This is a genomic window from Cognatishimia sp. 1_MG-2023 (assembly GCF_030548175.1).
In the GTDB taxonomy this organism is placed as follows: domain Bacteria; phylum Pseudomonadota; class Alphaproteobacteria; order Rhodobacterales; family Rhodobacteraceae; genus Cognatishimia.
In genome coordinates, this window is sequence record NZ_JAUORX010000012.1 from 49,830 (window position 1) to 66,234 (window position 16,405).

A 16,405-nucleotide genomic window follows, 5' to 3' on the forward strand; every position below is an offset into this window, starting at 1 on the left:
TTGCTGAGAGAGGCCCGTCCGTCCATTTTCATTCGCCAAAGTTAGCATCAGTACTTTGAAATATGCTGCTAGAGTTTAGGCTGGTAGTGATTTTCAAGGGGAGCTCGGTGGCGTCTTTGAGAAGTGATGGTCTTCTTGTAGAGCAAAGCTTCAAATGATTTCGTATCGCGTGCTGACTCAATGTGAAGATAGAGTTTAGTGCAGATTCACCGGGTAGGTAGGAAAGTAAAATGGTTAGATCTTGGGTCCAAGATAAAGACATCAAACTGTTTCGTGTATTTTTCGAACTTACGCGGGCGGGCGGTTTTCAGCAGGCTCAAGTGAGTCTGAACATCAGCCAGTCAAGTTTGAGCACCTCTATTTCCCAACTTGAAACACGTGTTGGCATGCGCTTGTGCAATCGCGGCCATGCTGGCTTTAGTCTAACTGAAGATGGCGAAAGCCTATTTTCCGAAATTTCCATCTTGTTTGCCGCAATGGAGAAATTCTCCACAAATCTGGCGAGCAAAAAGGCAGAAATCTCGGGTCAGTTGTCCATTGGTATTCTGGAAAACAGCGTAACACACCCAGATCAACGTCTTATTCGCGCTTTGTCTGAGTTACAGGAGCTCGCACCGGGTGTTGGATTGTCGGTGTATACAGCGGGCGCATTAGAGCTGGAAATCAGGGTCTTGGATGGGCGTTTGGACGGGGCTGTTGGCCTGTTTCCACATCGCATTGACAGCTTAGAGTACCTACCGCTCTTTGAGGAGGAACACCGGCTTTATTGCTCTGTTAAACACCCGCTGGCAGACGGAAGTGTCAGTATTGAAGACCTCAAAAAGCATCCCTACGTTGGACGAGAATATGTTGATCTTATCGAGGGGCTGGAGCCACCCGAGGGCTTTGACGTTGGTGCAACAGCACGCCACATGGAAGGGTTGATTTTACTCTTAAGAACCCAAAAGTACTTTGGATACCTTCCGGATCATACCGCCCGTCCTTGGATCGAGCGGGGGCTACTTACTGAAATTAACGCACCCGGTACAATTAGAACCGGGAAATTTTTACTCGCGCTGCGCCGGGAAAAACATCGGTCGAGGCCTTTGTCGGCTCTCGTCAATCTGCTCTCACTATACCGCAACGCAGAATGACTGCCTTAAATGCCCCTAATGGGGCGCTTTCTGAAAATCGGGATCTCATCAAGGATGAAAAATGAACAGCATCACTACCCCTGACATCTTAGGATCACTCGGCGCTGCGATTATTGTCGCCACTTACATGTTGCTGCAAATGGACCGGGTCCGCAGTGATCAAATTTGGTATTCAATTTTAAACTTTATTGGCGCGTCGCTAATTCTGTTTTCCCTTTACTTCAAATTCAATTTGTCCGCGTTCCTGATCGAGATTTTTTGGGTCTTTATTAGTCTATACGGTATCTGGAAAAAACGACGCGAGATATCACAAAGCTAAATAGTTTGGGGGATTCCCTGAGGCCATATTCTTATCGTGCGACTGCCGCTGCTTTGAAGGTATCTAATAAGCAGCGGCCTATATTATGTTGATCACCGCTAAGTCAGGAAACGTGGCTAAGGCGCTTCCAAGATTAAATTTATCTAAACCGCACTTCTTAAATTCGAAATGCTGTTTGCCCCCATTTCAGATTAATAAACTTGAGGTAAGGGGGATAAACGCTTGAAACATTCAAACGCGTTACTCAACGTGACAGATATTCATAAATCTTTCGGTTCGCTCGAAGTGCTTAAAGGCATTTCACTTGAAGCAAATGCGGGAGAGGTCGTGGCGCTACTAGGGTCTTCAGGTTCTGGGAAAAGCACTTTTCTGCGTTGCATCAATTTACTTGAAGCACCAACCGAAGGTTCGATTGCCCTAGACGGAGAAGAGCTTCTTCTTAAGCGCAAGAAAGATGGGCAGCTGCATTCCGCAGATTCCAAACAGCTGACACGCTTTAGGTCAAAAATTGGCATGGTCTTTCAAGGTTTCAACCTTTGGCCCCATTTGACTGTTTTAGAAAACGTGATCGAAGCGCCCATTCACGTCAGTGGTATCTCTAAGAAAGAAGCCATCGAACGCGCAGAGGCATACCTCCATCGTGTAGGCATGTTCGAACGCAAAGATTACACCCCCTCCCAGTTATCCGGCGGCCAACAGCAACGGGCAGCGATTGCTCGTACTTTGGCAATGGAACCTGAGGTCATGCTATTTGACGAACCAACGTCTGCATTGGACCCAGAACTGGTAGGCGAAGTTTTGAAAGTTATGAAAGGCTTGGCTGAAGAGGGTCGAACGATGCTCGTAGTAACGCACGAGATGGGTTTTGCACGTGATGTCAGCTCTCGGGTGATTTTCCTGAATAAAGGCGAAATTGAAGTCGATAGCGCCCCTGACCCAATCTTCAAGAACCCCAATGAATACTCAGATCGTTGGGCAGAGTTTCTTTCGAACACACGCGACTAAAATATACCAACCTTGGGAGAGAGTTATGAAAAGTGTAAAAATGGTCATCAGCGCATTGGTGCTCGCGACAGCGACAAGCGCGGCGGCAGAGGATCTTGTTATTCGGTGGGGTACTGAAGCAGGGTACCGTCCCTTTATCTATAAAACATCTGAAGGCGAATTGACTGGCCTTGATGTCGAAATCGGCAACGCAATTTGTGAAGAGCTACAAGCAAAGTGCGAATGGGTTGAGCAAGACTGGGACGGCATTATCCCAGGCCTTCTAGGCAAGCGTTATGACGGTATTCTGTCCTCTATGACGATCACAGAAGAACGTCGTCGTGTGATTGAATTCTCTGACCCATATTATGCAACACCTGCTGGTTTTGTTGGCAAGCTTGATATGGGACTGAACGACGACGAGACCCTTGCAGGTAAGACCATTGGTGTTCTACGTGGTAGCACCCACGCTAGCTTTATCATCAACGAGCGCCCGGATGTGACTGTACGGGAATACCCGACACAGGATGAAGTCTGGTTGGACCTTACAGCTGGTCGTATTGATGCAAGCTTTGTGAACCAAATCGCCGCTCAAGAAGGTTTCTTGGGAACTGAGAACGGCGAAGGTTTTGGTTTATTCGGTAAGTCTTACATTGATCCAGCTGTCACAGGTTCAGGCATTGGTGTCGGCTTCCGCAAGGCGGATGTTGAGCTGCGTGAAAAGGTGAACGGTGCCATCAAAGCAATTTATGAAAATGGCACGTTTAGAGCGCTCAATGAGAAGTACGTCCCGTTCTACATCGGCATGGAATAATAGAACCGCGGATTAGGGCTGAGGCTCTAATCCGCAAACTTTGCCGGGGAGGCAGCACTTGGAAACCATGCTAGAATTTTTGCCGCTTGTTTTAAGTGGGGTCACTCTGACAATTAGCTTGGCGCTTACGTCAGTTGTCGTTGCAATTGTTTGCGGTCTTATCGGCGCAGCAATGAAGCTCTCTTCGGTAGGCATCCTACGCATTTTGGGAGGGACATATACAACTGTTGTCCGCGGTATTCCTGATCTCGTCTTAATGCTGTTGGTGTTCTTCGGAGGTCAAATTCTAATCAATTCCATTGGCGATAAAACCGGTCTCTGGACATACGTCGAGGTTAGCCCGTTTTGGGCTGGTAGCTTATCCATCGGCTTCATTTTCGGCGCTTATATGACTGAAACCTTTCGGGGCGCCTTTTTGGCAGTGCCAAATGGCCAAATCGAAGCTGCAAAGGCTGTTGGCCTTGCTCCGCGTCGTTATCTTCTCCGCGTCGTTTGGCCACAAATGGTCCCTCACGCGCTTCCAAACTTTACAAATAACTGGCTTGTCCTGATGAAGACCACGGCGTTGGTTTCAATTATTGGCCTCCAAGATGTTGTGTACAATGCAAACCAGGCTGGGCGGACGTCTCAGGAACCGCTTACTTTTCTGGTGCTCACATTTTTTATCTTCTTGGGCCTAACCCTACTTTCAGACATCGGGCTGCGCAAAATTGGGCGTGTCTACGCCATTCGGGAGAACTAAAACATGGATTTTTCTCTCATTTTCGACAACTGGGAATTGTTCCTAACAGGCCTAGGAAACACTGTCTGGTTGGTGAGTCTTGCGTTGATTATTGGCGGTATTCTGGCAGTCCCACTCGCACTAAGCCAAGCTTACAATGTTCCATATTTTGGCAAGCTATCGTTGTGGTATTCTTATGCCTTGCGCGGCACACCCCTGCTTGTCCAAGTTTACATTATTTATTACGGCCTTGGGCAGTTCGAAAGTGTACGGAATTCTGTATTTTGGGTTTTGCTAAAAGACCCCTATTTCTGCGCGCTTCTGGGTTTCTCTTTGAACAGCGCTGCATACGCGAGTGAAATTCTGCGCGGTGCAATCGTTAATTTGCCGAAGGGGTTGATTGAAACCGCATATGCTTGCGGTATGACGCGGTGGAAAGTCATTCGTCGTATTGCTTTACCGATTGCATGTCGTAGATCGATTTTTGCCTATAGCAACGAAGTTATCTTTATGCTCCATGGGAGCGTGATCGCCTCTACAATCACAATTGTTGATTTATTGGGGGCAGGGCGTCGTCTAAACTCACAATACTACGTAACCTTTGAAGGCTTTATCACGGTCGCGTTTCTATACATGGCGATTGTCGCTGTTATCAGTTTGGCCTTCAGGCAGATCGAAAAAAGATATGCGTTAACCTAACTTGCTTAACTAAAGTTGGTCCGAAAAGATGATCAATTTGATTTTGATTGAACACCTTAGCAAACCCAAGATTTTCCGAATTTCCTAATACGTTCATACAAGCGTATTAGGATTTTCCATATTGAACGGCTTCGCCCGGTGGCGGGGTTGCACCAAACCCCCCCTTTGACACAATAAATTCTTGTCCGCCGTGCGTCGCAATAATTCGCGCCTGATCTTCGCGGGCATGTTGATCCACTTGCTCTGGTGTGCAGATCTGGCGCAACTCTTGTTCTAGTTCCAAGCAAATTTTGGAATAGGCGGGGTCTACCCCCAAATTGTTCAATTCATCTGGGTCAGCATACAGGTCATACAGTTCTGGGTTCATGCCCAAATAATGCACGTATTTCCAACGTCCTTTGCGGATCATAAAGGCGCCTGCGATGGCGCCCATGGCTTGGTACTCGGCAAAAACCACCCGGTCGAGATCATCTTCGGCATTGGCCATATCAACCAAAGACTGGCCAGGGCGATCTCCGATAGTTCCCGCAATACCAGCTGTTTGCAACACTGTCGGGGCCACATCAACTAGGCTGACAGGTGTACGGCAAACCTTGCCTTTTGGCACATTGGGTCCTGCAATGATGCAGGGAATACCAACGGATTCTTCAAACATATTGGACTTTCCCCATAGGTCCCGTTCACCTACTTGATCCCCATGGTCACTCACGTAGATGACCTGTGTCCGATCTTGTAGGCCGGCGTCATCCAACGCATCTAAGATCAGGCCGATGCGACTGTCGATAAACGTGACCAAGGCGTAATAGGATGCCAATGCGATGCGGGTGCGTTCTGGGGTGAAATTGTCCATCACGATGCACTCGCGCATCGCCGCATGCCACGGGTGCTCTGGATTAGGACGTGCCTTTGTCGGCATCAGTCCAGCCTCGGCATATTGATCGTAGAATTCTTGTGGGGCGATCAATGGGAAATGCGGCGCAATCATAGAGACGAATAAAACCCAAGGGTCTGTCTCATCTTGTTGAGATGTGATCCATTCCGCAGCTCGGGTGGAAATGTCACGATCGTATGACGTATAGCTGGTTTCTCCTGGGCCAATTTTTTCGGCCATGTTTCGGGATTTCCAGCGTTTGGGAAGCGGTTCTCTTACGCAGCCCAACACGTCACCAACGCCGTTTACTATGTGCATTGGGATTTGTTGAAAATCTAAACCAACAGAGTCGCTTTCATTTCGATAATGAAGTTTTCCAATCGAACCAACCGAAATTCCGGCACCTTGCAATTCATGTGCCCATGAATTGGGCGTGCCGCAATATGGCGTTGCATTATCCCAATGCCGCGTTTGGTGGCCGTATCGGCCTGTCGCAAAACTTGCACGTGAGGGCACGCAGATCGGGACGTTACAGTAGGCATCAGTAAACAATGTGCCTCGCGCTGCGAGTCGATCCAAGTTTGGTGTTTTGACAAGATGATTTCCATAACAACCCAAGACCTTACGGGTGTGTTCGTCAGTCATGATCAAAAGTTGGTTGATCGAATTTCGTGTCATCTATGCCTCCAGATGCCGCGAATACGCAGCTAAAGGCACATTAGCTTGCGTCGATGTATTAATGAAAATAGAATTAATAGATCGTAAGTTCGGAAAATCTGATGATGTGTTAAATTTTTTCCTCACAGATTTCCCGCAGTGCTTCAAGGTAAGCCACTGCACGTTCATCTTTGGTCGCATTTTGCGGCACATAAAAACCGGCATCAATTTCGGCGACGGGGGATAATGGGATCAATCGTCCTTGATCCAGCAATTCAACTTCCATTGCTAAGGTATCTGTCAGCGTAAATCCCATACCACTTAGGGCCATACGGTGCGCCGCGCTGGCTGATGACACTTCGTGTGACACATTCAGATGATCACCATGTTGCATCAAGAGTCGATCAATGGATTGCCGAATAATCAGCTCACGATTCAGCGCAATATAAGGGAACTGTCGCAAATCATCGGCGCGCACTACATCTTGGCTGGCCAACGGATGTTGTTTAGACACAAAGGCGCATAACTTTGTGCGGTGCATAGACACCAGTTCAACCTGATCAACATGAATCGGAACGGTGAAAACGCCTACATCAAACCCGTCATTCACAATCCGCCGCCCTAGTTCGCGGCGCGGGTGCACATCGAGTTTAATTTGAATATCTGGTGTCTTTTCGAGCAGGCGATTGATGGCTGGGACAACAAGGCCATTCACCATGCGCGGATGGCAGATAATGCGCAACGGATAGTCAGCATTGGTTTTGAGCTGTGCAAAGACATTTGGAAATTCATTAACGGCAGAGACAACGCGAAATGCTTCGGAGTAAAACCGCTCGGCCTCGGGAGTGGGCTGCAAACTTTTGCGGTCTCTGTAGAACAGTTGGACCTTAAACTCCTCCTCCAGCAGTTGGATCAAACGACTAACCGCTGGTTGGCTTAAGTTCATCTTCTGGGAAGCGGCAATCAACGATCCCTCATCCATCACAAAAAGAAACGCGCGTAAACTTTTGAGGTTCATCTTTGAAAATCCTGATACTGTGATAGATTAATTCTATTTTTTTTATTTGTGGTTGTCGAGTAGCGTGACATCAGCAAGCGGCGAGGCTTGTGAACCTATGTTGGGAGGACACAATGCATAGACGGACTTTTCTTAATACGTTTGCGGTTGCAACAGCATCGCTGTCGCTTGGTACTGCGGCTCTGGCTGATTGGAAGCCACGTCGCCCTCTAAATGTCATCGTTCCATACAGCGCGGGCGGTGGGGTTGATTCCTTTGCGCGTGCCTTTGCGGCTGCAGCAGAAAAACTGCTTCCTGTACCTGTCGTTATTGTAAATCGCCCCGGCTCTGCAGGCTTGGTTGGCGCACAAGAGGCCGCATCGGCGCGCCCAGACGGCAATACAATCATGATCACCTCTGCCGGCTCATTCCTTATGGCGTCGACTTTGCGCAAAGCAGATGTGAATCCATTCGATAGCTTTCAAACGGTTAGCCAAATCGGCAATCTGGTACCGGGGCTCTTTGTTCCTGCGAATAGCCCATATCAAACGGCCAATGAATTAGCCGAAGATATCAAAGCCCGCCCGGGCGCATTGCGTTGGGCACATACCGGTCGCGGCAGCTTTTTGCACGTCGCGGGTCAAGGCTTTTTGAATGCCAATGACTTAGAAGTTGGCGATGTACCGTTTAAGGGTGGTGCAAATGTACGCGCCGCGATCATTGGCGAACAAGTTGATTTCGGCTTTGTCGGCGTTAACGTAGGTCGCGGCTTTGAGAGCGAAATGCGTGCATTGGCCGTGTCTTCACCTCAGCGCGATGGCATCATGAGCGAAGTACCAACTTTCGCAGAGCTCGGATTAAACTTCCTTGATGTCAGCTCACCAATCGTAACCTTCGCACCAAACGGTGTGGATGCAGAAATCGTTTCTGGTATCGAAGCCTTGTTAGCTCAAGTTACGCAGACTGAAGAATTCGCGGAACTTATGTTGGTGAAGGGCAACGCACCTGCTTATCTAAACGGTGCAGATGCCGAAGCAAAACTACAAGCAATGTTAGAAGCAGCTGGTCCAATTTTGGAAAATATTTCTGAATCTAAATAAGTCTATTGTGGCATCCCGAAAGATGGGGTGCCACACATATACCCTCCCTTACATTTTATCCCTTAAGGAGCCAGGATCATGCCGCATCTTGATCTGAAATACTCGTCTGACATCGAGATCGACGCCATTGCATTTTTCGAAGAAGTCGAAGCAACGTTGCAGGCTCACGACGATGACACCGGCCCATGCAAATGCCGGGCTTACCCCACCGAAATTTACCGCTATTCTCAATGTGTGGTCGAAATTCGCATGTTCGCAAAACGCGAGCGCAATGCCCAGTTCACCGCCGATTTGGTTGCCGCCATCGAAGCGTTGCTGGTCAAACATCTGAGCCAAGATTGCAGCATCTCTGTTATGCTGACCTTCAGCCCGCCGGCATATATAACGCGAAAGTTCCATGTAAGCGAAAAGTCTGCATAAGGCACGTCGTTCAGGAAGGGAGCAAACTGATGAGAACTCTAAATGCCGCAGTGCTTGTCGGTTTAGTGCTTACCCTGTTCGGTGCCGCAGCCATAGTTGCTACGCTGCAAATCCCTCTTACATCCGAAGGGGGCAGGGGCGCGCAAGTCTTCCCTGCGATAGGGTCCATTTCTATCGTGATATTAGGTTTGTTAGAGACCTTGCGCGGGCTTCATCTGCCACGATTGGCACCAAACGTGGGCCAAAGGCTTTGTCTTTCAACAAACCACCCATCATCCGCACTGCAGCCATGGTGGTCGACATTTCTTTACCGTCCGCTTGAACCGCAAAATTAGCATATTTTTCAAATGCAGGACGCTCAGGCATCGGGCGATCAGCCACTTTTGCACGCTTAGGTAGGTAGCCTCCCAATGCGGCGCGTCGTTCTTGCAAGTATTTGATTTCAGCGCTGTCTTCTTTTGGCTGATAGAACTCAAGGTTCTCAACCGCTTTGTCGTCAAGCGGCAGATCAAAGCGATCACGGAAGGCTAGCAAGGCGTCAACATCCAGCTTTTTCGCCTGGTGTGCGATCATGCGAGATTCGCCTGCACCACCCATGCCAAAGCCTTTCTTGGTTTTTGCCAAGATGACTGTCGGTTTCCCTTTGTGCGCTTTTGCAGCAGCAAAGGCTGCATAAACTTTACGCAGATCATGACCACCACGTTTCAGCTGATGAATTTCCTCATCGCTCATGTGGGCAACCAATGCAGCTGTTGCTGGGTCGGCGTCAAAGAACTTGGAACGGTTGTAGTCGCCGTCTTTTGAGCCAAGGTTTTGGTATTCGCCATCAACGGTTTCTGCGAAACGGCGCAGCAGGACGTTATCAGTGTCGCGGGCAAAAATGTTGTCCCACTCAGAGCCCCAAAGCACTTTGATGACGTTCCAGCCGGCACCAACAAACAAGGATTCTAGTTCTTGAATGATCTGACCATTACCACGCACAGGCCCGTCGAGACGTTGCAAGTTGCAGTTCACGATAAAGGTCAGGTTGTCCAAACCTTCACGGGCAGCGAGGGTCAATGCACCGATAGATTCCGGCTCGTCCATTTCACCATCACCAAAGACACCCCAAACGTGGCGCTCTTGTGTGTCGGCCAAATCGCGCGCGTGTAGATAACGCATAAAGCGGGCCTGATAGACTGCGGACATTGGGCCAATACCCATTGAACCTGTAGGCAGCTGCCAGAAGTCATCCATCAACCATGGGTGAGGATAAGAGCATAGACCTTTGCCCGGCACTTCTTGACGGTAATTTGCCAGGTCAGTTTCAGTCAAGCGACCCTCAAGCATCGCACGGGCATAAACGCCTGGCGCAGAGTGAGGCTGGAAGTAAACAAGGTCACCGCCGAAATCTGGAGTCTTTGCACGGAAGAAGTGGTTGAAACCAACTTCGAAGATTTCAGCAACAGAAGCATAAGACGCAATGTGCCCACCCAATTCGCCATAGGCTTTATTGGCACGAACAACCATGGCCAACGCATTCCAACGCATAATAGAGGTGATGCGTTCTTCTAGCTCAAGATCACCCGGGTATGCCGGTTGCTGAGCCAAAGGAATTGAGTTGCGATAATCAGAATAGGGCAAACCAGCAGTGGTGACACCCAAACGACGCGCGCGATCTTGTAATGTTCTAAGAACATATTGCGCACGATCTACGCCTGTTTCGCGTGTCATTGCCTCTAGGGCGTCGACCCATTCGGAGGTTTCAATAGGGTCGATATCGCTTGGAATAATTGATTCTGGCAGGGTCATATACTTCTCCTCGTGTGCGCAGAAGATAGCAGCGACCTATTGGTTAATGGTTGTTATTTGTGTTAAATTACGCACCACAGTTAGCGCATCTTGCTAAAGAAACTTGAAGCAAGCGCAAATTGTGTTAACAACTTACGCATGACACATCATTTAGACGATACCGATATTAAGATTCTAAAGGCGCTTCAACGCGACGCACGGCAGTCCCATCAACAGGTGGGGGACACTGTTGGATTGTCACCGTCACCTTGCTCGCGTCGCATTAGATTAATGGAACAAAATGGTATCATCGAAGGATACACAGCAAAAGTAGATTCTCGCCGTATTGGATTTGGCCTGAACGTTTTTGTCTCGGTTAAGCTCGATACACAAATTGACAGCCGCTTGGTGAACTTCGAACGAGAAATCGCCCGGTTCCCCGAGGTTGTGGACTGTTGGCTGATGACAGGAAACCGCGACTACTTGATGCGCGTCGTCGTTACTGACCTTGAAGAATTTGAACGCTTTTTGACCAGCCACTTGACCAAGACCATTGGTGTTGCATCCATTGAATCTTCTATTCCTGTGCGTCGGGTCAAAGATGCCGGTGCCAGAGTTTCTTAATACTTTGATCGCATCGCCCAAAGTATGCCCCTAATACACCGCGGCTCTTAGAGTGACACATTAAGGGTTGCTGAATACGTTCAAAATTCAGCAACCCTTAATCCAATTACATCCAAACCCTACAACCACAGTAGTGGCTTCAGTTATGCAACGCTATCCAGCGCCGCAAGAAACGCATCTGTGTGTTCTGGTCGACCAATCGACACCCGGAGCCATCCAAGATAGGGCTCTTCAAACCATCCTTTGGTTAGCACACCCCGGCGCCTTAAACGCTCGGCAAGCTCATTGCCGTTTTCTTTGCAATCAAAGAACACGAAATTCGTTTGAGAGGGCGCAACGGTATAACCGCGCTTAGTCAGCTCATCTTGCAAACGTTCGCGCTCTAACCTGATGTTTTCGACACACATTGCCAGATGGCCCACATCCTCAAGTGCGGCTGCCGCCGCAGCAACCGCCACCGCATTCACGGCAAACGGAGAGCGGATTTTCATCAATGCGCCACTAATGTCATCATGCGAACAAACAGCAAATCCAATGCGTGACCCTGCCAGCCCATAGGCCTTTGAAAAGGTCCGCAAAGAAATCCACGGCAGATCCGTTTTACTGAGCTTCTCAATTGCATCAAACCGCAACGATGGCTCAATAAAGTCCACATAGGCTTCATCAAAAACAAACAACGTTTCTGGTGTCAGCGCCTGAACGATGCGGTCAAAATCAGCTTCTGTGATCGCAGTTCCGGCCGGGTTGTTCGGCGAAGCGAACATCAACACTTTCGGTTTTGCGCTTAATGCCTTTTCGACATCATCAATTGGGAACAACCAATCCGCCGGATATAGAATTTTTTCGGCAGTCGCCCCGCAGACTTCAGCACCTGTCTCATGTGGGCCAAAGCTTGGGCATGTTGTGACAACATGCTCGCCCGGCGAAAGAACCGCTGTAAAGATCAGCGCAATCAGATCTTCCGACCCGTTACCCGTCACAACTTGCTCCGCTTTGACGCCCAGCTTTTCACTAATCGCCAACCGCAACGCCGAGGTTGCAGCATCAGGGTAGGAGGCCAGATTTGAACTTACAGATTCAGCAGCCTTAATCGCAGCTGGACTTGGCCCATATGGATTTTCGTTACTATCCAGCTTTGCCAGACAGTCCACGCCATAAGCCTCCCGGAAACGGTCCGCGGCGATTCCAGCATTATAAGCCGTCTGCGCGATGACTTCTTCACGGAACAGTTTCGAATAGCCCACCATTAAAGTGACACTCCTGATTCAATATTAAAACAACACGGACAATAGCGACCGATGTATTCCACTGCGTCACAAATATGCAATACGGACTTCATGGTTTTCTAAAACGATGACACTAAGCACCAGACTACTTGGTAATCGCGCCCCATTCTTCAAGCTCGTTCAGCAGTTGGTTCCGACACAAAGATTCCGATAATGAACATTATGTCATTATTTATGTCCGATTTTCGATATCCGGGAACACATGTGCATTTTTAACCACACCATAAACAAAGCTCGTATCAATGGAGCGAATATGCCCAATCGTATGCAAACGTTCCCGCACGAAACGCTCGTAATCTTCAAGGTCCGCCGAAAGGACACGCAATAGGTAATCAGCACCGCCAGTCATCACATAGCATTCCAAAATCTCAGGAATGTTGTTCACCTCTTCTTCGAATTGGCCAACGACATCACCAGTGTGACCATTCAGCGTGATCCGAACAAAAACGGTGATCGGCAGCCCATAGGCCGTTGCATCAACATCCACATTATAACCGCGAATGACACCTTCCTTTTCAAGGATGCGTAATCGGCGCAGACACGGCGACGGAGACAGGTTCACGCTCTCAGCGAGTTCCAGATTCGTCATGCGCCCATTTTTTTGCAGGGCTCTGATCATCTTGCGATCAGTTGTGTCTAATTTAGGTAATTTTGGCATTTCATTCTAACTTATTTAAGTTTTGTAGCTAACTTAGCAACTAAATGCCTGTCGATCTACCCTAATTTACTCATAGGAGATGATGAAGGGGAGAATAAAGATGACGAAGGAAACTGACGGCTTTTCCACACGCGCAATCCACCACGGATACGATGCGAAAGATCATCAAGGCTCTCTAAACCCACCTGTCTATATGACATCTACCTTTACCTTTGAAACCGCAGAATCCGGCGGTGCCATGTTCGCAGGTGAACAGGCAGGTCATTTTTACAGCCGCATCTCTAACCCAACGCTCGATCAGCTTGAACAGCGCATTGCAAATCTCGAAGGCGCAGAAGCCGGCCTTGCAACCGCATCAGGCATGGGCGCGATCAGCTCTGTCTTCTGGACCTTCGTCAAAGCAGGCGACGAGGTTATCATCGACAAAACGCTCTATGGCTGCACCTTTGCATTCCTGAGCCACGGCCTCACAAAGTTCGATGTAACCGTAAAGCCCGTCGATATGACGGACCCCAAAAACGTCCAAGAGGCGATCACGGATCGCACCAAGGTCGTTTATTTCGAAACGCCGGCCAACCCCAACAATCGCCTCGTGGATATCACAGCCATTTCTGAGATTGCTCACAAAGTTGGCGCGCGCGTGGTCGTCGATAACACCTATGCCACACCGGTGCTGACCCGCCCTATCGAACATGGCGCAGACATCGTCTTGCACTCAGCTACGAAATACCTCGGGGGTCACGGTGATCTGATCGCCGGCCTTGTCGTTGGGTCCGCCGAAGACATGATGCAAGTCCGCCTCATTGGCGTGAAAGACATGACTGGTGCGGTTATGGCCCCGCTCACAGCCATGCTTATCCTACGAGGCCTTAAAACCCTTGAGCTACGCGTTGAGCGCCATTGCCAATCAGCCCGCAAAATTGCCGAAGCCTTGCAGGCCCACCCGGCCGTTTTGAACGTCGCCTATCCAGGCCTCGATAGCTTCCCCCAAGCAGAGCTAGCCCAACGGCAAATGGCAAACTTCGGGGGCATGGTCCCGTTTGAAGTAAAAGGCGGGAAAGCCGGCGGCATCGCCATGATGAACCGCCTCAAACTCATTCAGCGGGCCGTGAGCCTGGGCGACGCCGAAAGTCTGATCCAGCACCCTGCCAGCATGACCCACTCCACCTACACTCCAGAAGAACGCGCCGAACATGGCATTGCCGAAGGCTTAGTACGCCTATCGGTCGGTCTGGAGACAGCGGACGATATTATTGACGATTTGATGAAGGCCTTGTCTCAGCACAACGCCATAGCTGCTTGAATCAGCCCAAGGACGGGAGACCAGAATGACAAAGAAACCCCTTTACGGCGACGCTACCAGCCAGCCTGCAAACCATAAGGCCGGAGGCTGGATTGATGGCCTTGATCGGTCTCGGAAATCCGGACCTTTCTTGGAGTCCCACCCAATGGATACCATGGGTATGTCGACCAAGGCTGTCCATGCAGGGACCCACGATGACCCGCGCACAGGCGCAGTCGGCACACCGATCTACCAAAGCTCGACCTTCATCCTGCATGAAGAGACCTATGGTTCGATCGAAGAAGGCTTCGGTCGCGATCGTTTCATCTACACACGCTACGGCAACCCATCCCAATGGGCCGTCCAAGAAAAACTAGCTGCACTAGAAGGCGCAGAAAGCGCGCTTGTCTTTAGCTCCGGCATGGCAGCTATTTCAGCAGCAGTTCTGGCCTTGGTCGACAAAGGTGCGCACGTCGTTGCGGCAAGTGACCTTTATGGCGGCACGTTTAACCTCTTCAATCAGGAATTCCCTTCACTTGGGATGTCTGCAACGCTCGTAGACAGCTACGACATCGAAGCGATTGAAGCAGCGATTCAGCCAAATACACAGATCCTGTACTTTGAGACAATCACCAACCCAGTGCTCAAAGTCGTGGATATCCCTGCCCTCGTGGACATCGCACGCCGGCATAACCTACGCCTCGTCATGGACTCCACCTTTGCTCCACCACCAGTGATGAAGCCATTGGAAATGGGTGTCGATCTGGTTGTGCATTCTGCATCCAAATACCTGAACGGTCACTCTGACCTGATCGCAGGCGTCGTTTGCGGCTCCCGTAAACTTGTGGATATGGTTTGGCCACGTTTGCTCAACTACGGTGGTCAACTTGACCCACATGCGGCCTTCTTGCTGGAACGTGGTCTAAAGACTCTGGATATCCGGATGCGGGCACACGAGCAAAGCGCAACCGCTTTGTCAAAGTTCCTTGAAACGCACCCATGCGTTGAAAAAGTGCTTTACCCAATGCTGCCAAGCCACCCGGATCACGAACGTGCCAAAGAACTGATGCAGATGGGTACCGGCAACGTGACCTTCTTCGTCAAAGGTGGTGATCAAGCAGCAATTCGTCTGCTAGACCATCTACACCTGCCCAAACAGGCAACCAGCCTGGGTGGGATCGAAAGCTTGATCAGCCTTCCGTTCAACTCTTCACAAGCCAGCATGACCTCCCGTCAACGTGCAGACATCGGCATCCTTCCTGGCTGTGTCCGTCTGTCCGTTGGTATCGAAGATGCCGACGATCTGATCGCCGATTTCGACCAAGCCTTGAACGCCATTACTGATATGAAAGGTGCCGCATAATGCGCAACAGCATCCCTACCGCCGCTCTAAGCGAATTTGTTAACGAAGTGTCCGGCAATCCTGAAGAAGGATTGATGAGCTATGGCATCGAGATCGATTGGGAAAGCGGCACACGCGCCCGCACATCGACAAAGCCGATGCTGGTTGGCCCACATAAAGTTAGCCGCTCTTTCACATGGAAAGCGGATGAGCCACGCCAACTGATGGGCAACAACCACGGCCCTAACCCACAAGAGCTTTTGCTTTCGGGTCTTGGCTCCTGCATGATGGTCGCGTTTGTGGCCGGAGCAACCACCGAAGGTATCCAACTTGAATCCGTCAAAATCGACTTCGACGGCACATTGGACCTGCGTGGCTTCATGGGCCTGGGCAGCAACGCAACAGTTGGCTTCCCAGAAATCAACTACACAATCCACGCAGTTGGTGACGGCACACCGGAGCAGTTCGAAGAACTGCACCGCAAAGCCATCAAACATAGCCCGAATGCTCAGACCATTGTGAACCCTGTTACACTGACAGGCGAAATCACTTCCGAGCAAATCGAAGGCTAAGTCCTCCAAGCGAAGCCTCAGCGCCTTACTACTCCCCAAAGGCAAATGCTGAGGCTTCAATTGGATGATCCATCACACCAATTCCATTCGCCCTGTGGCGGATGGAAACAAAGTCAGCAGGCATCAAGCGCTTGCTCCGCACACAACGATGCGATC

Annotated in this window: 17 protein-coding genes; 12 read left to right on the forward strand and 5 right to left on the reverse strand. The window is 49.8% G+C overall.

What is annotated here, in order from left to right; all coding sequences use genetic code 11:
• Nucleotides 1-230: 230 nt before the first annotated feature.
• The 6 genes from Q4544_RS15000 (at nt 231) to Q4544_RS15025 (ending at nt 4,670) form a co-directional block, all read left to right on the forward strand.
• Nucleotides 231-1,133: a LysR substrate-binding domain-containing protein gene (locus Q4544_RS15000; protein ID WP_303507620.1), complete on the forward strand. Its 903-nt coding sequence runs from the start codon at nt 231-233 to the stop codon at nt 1,131-1,133.
• Between the two features lie 61 nt (nt 1,134-1,194).
• Nucleotides 1,195-1,452: a hypothetical protein gene (locus tag Q4544_RS15005; RefSeq protein ID WP_303507621.1), complete on the forward strand. Its 258-nt coding sequence runs from the start codon at nt 1,195-1,197 to the stop codon at nt 1,450-1,452.
• A gap of 222 nt (nt 1,453-1,674) precedes the next feature.
• Complete coding sequence (locus Q4544_RS15010; RefSeq protein ID WP_303507622.1) at nt 1,675-2,457, forward strand: ABC transporter ATP-binding protein; 783 nt, start codon at nt 1,675-1,677, stop codon at nt 2,455-2,457.
• Nucleotides 2,458-2,482: 25 nt separating this feature from the next.
• Nucleotides 2,483-3,250 (forward strand): transporter substrate-binding domain-containing protein, encoded by a 768-nt coding sequence (locus tag Q4544_RS15015; protein ID WP_303507623.1) that lies wholly within the window; start codon nt 2,483-2,485, stop codon nt 3,248-3,250.
• 67 nt (nt 3,251-3,317) lie between these two features.
• Nucleotides 3,318-3,992: an ABC transporter permease gene (locus Q4544_RS15020; RefSeq protein WP_303507678.1), complete on the forward strand. Its 675-nt coding sequence runs from the start codon at nt 3,318-3,320 to the stop codon at nt 3,990-3,992.
• Between the two features lie 3 nt (nt 3,993-3,995).
• On the forward strand, nt 3,996-4,670 hold the full coding sequence (locus Q4544_RS15025) for an ABC transporter permease (protein ID WP_303507625.1): 675 nt from the start codon (nt 3,996-3,998) through the stop codon (nt 4,668-4,670).
• Between the two features lie 106 nt (nt 4,671-4,776).
• On the opposite strand, the gene Q4544_RS15030 is transcribed toward Q4544_RS15025, so the two are convergent.
• Both Q4544_RS15030 and Q4544_RS15035 read right to left on the reverse strand, forming a co-directional pair.
• Nucleotides 4,777-6,219: a sulfatase-like hydrolase/transferase gene (locus Q4544_RS15030; RefSeq protein WP_303507626.1), complete on the reverse strand. Its 1,443-nt coding sequence runs from the start codon at nt 6,217-6,219 to the stop codon at nt 4,777-4,779.
• A gap of 109 nt (nt 6,220-6,328) precedes the next feature.
• Nucleotides 6,329-7,216 (reverse strand): LysR family transcriptional regulator, encoded by an 888-nt coding sequence (locus Q4544_RS15035; protein ID WP_303507628.1) that lies wholly within the window; start codon nt 7,214-7,216, stop codon nt 6,329-6,331.
• A 113-nt stretch (nt 7,217-7,329) separates the two neighbouring features.
• Between Q4544_RS15035 and Q4544_RS15040 the strand changes: the two genes are divergently transcribed.
• The gene (locus Q4544_RS15040; protein WP_303507629.1) at nt 7,330-8,295 is read left to right on the forward strand and encodes a tripartite tricarboxylate transporter substrate binding protein; all 966 of its coding nucleotides are present in this window, start codon (nt 7,330-7,332) and stop codon (nt 8,293-8,295) included.
• Between the two features lie 78 nt (nt 8,296-8,373).
• Complete coding sequence (locus Q4544_RS15045) at nt 8,374-8,715, forward strand: hypothetical protein (protein ID WP_303507630.1); 342 nt, start codon at nt 8,374-8,376, stop codon at nt 8,713-8,715.
• Nucleotides 8,716-8,886: 171 nt separating this feature from the next.
• Here the strand turns inward: Q4544_RS15045 and Q4544_RS15050 are convergent, their stop codons facing one another.
• A complete protein-coding gene (locus Q4544_RS15050; RefSeq protein WP_303507632.1) occupies nt 8,887-10,506 on the reverse strand; it encodes a hypothetical protein in 1,620 nt (539 codons plus the stop codon).
• 138 nt (nt 10,507-10,644) lie between these two features.
• Here Q4544_RS15050 and Q4544_RS15055 point away from each other — a divergent pair, with 138 nt between their 5' ends.
• Nucleotides 10,645-11,109 carry an Lrp/AsnC family transcriptional regulator gene (locus Q4544_RS15055; protein WP_303507635.1) on the forward strand — a complete coding sequence of 155 codons (465 nt, stop codon included), beginning with the start codon at nt 10,645-10,647 and terminating at the stop codon, nt 11,107-11,109.
• Nucleotides 11,110-11,252: 143 nt separating this feature from the next.
• On the opposite strand, the gene hisC is transcribed toward Q4544_RS15055, so the two are convergent.
• Both hisC and Q4544_RS15065 read right to left on the reverse strand, forming a co-directional pair.
• Complete coding sequence (gene hisC, locus Q4544_RS15060; protein WP_303507637.1) at nt 11,253-12,356, reverse strand: histidinol-phosphate transaminase; 1,104 nt, start codon at nt 12,354-12,356, stop codon at nt 11,253-11,255.
• Between the two features lie 211 nt (nt 12,357-12,567).
• On the reverse strand, nt 12,568-13,053 hold the full coding sequence (locus tag Q4544_RS15065; RefSeq protein ID WP_303507639.1) for an Lrp/AsnC family transcriptional regulator: 486 nt from the start codon (nt 13,051-13,053) through the stop codon (nt 12,568-12,570).
• A gap of 100 nt (nt 13,054-13,153) precedes the next feature.
• On the opposite strand from Q4544_RS15065, the gene Q4544_RS15070 reads away from it, so the two are divergent.
• Genes Q4544_RS15070 through Q4544_RS15080 form a run of 3 tightly spaced genes read left to right on the forward strand, consistent with a single transcriptional unit; the run spans nt 13,154 to nt 16,249 of the window.
• A complete protein-coding gene (locus tag Q4544_RS15070; protein ID WP_303507641.1) occupies nt 13,154-14,356 on the forward strand; it encodes a methionine gamma-lyase in 1,203 nt (400 codons plus the stop codon).
• Between the two features lie 25 nt (nt 14,357-14,381).
• Nucleotides 14,382-15,698: a PLP-dependent aspartate aminotransferase family protein gene (locus Q4544_RS15075; protein WP_303507643.1), complete on the forward strand. Its 1,317-nt coding sequence runs from the start codon at nt 14,382-14,384 to the stop codon at nt 15,696-15,698.
• The gene (locus Q4544_RS15080) at nt 15,698-16,249 is read left to right on the forward strand and encodes an OsmC family protein (protein ID WP_303507645.1); all 552 of its coding nucleotides are present in this window, start codon (nt 15,698-15,700) and stop codon (nt 16,247-16,249) included. The genes Q4544_RS15075 and Q4544_RS15080 overlap by 1 nt, the downstream gene beginning before the upstream one ends.
• Nucleotides 16,250-16,405: the final 156 nt, after the last annotated feature.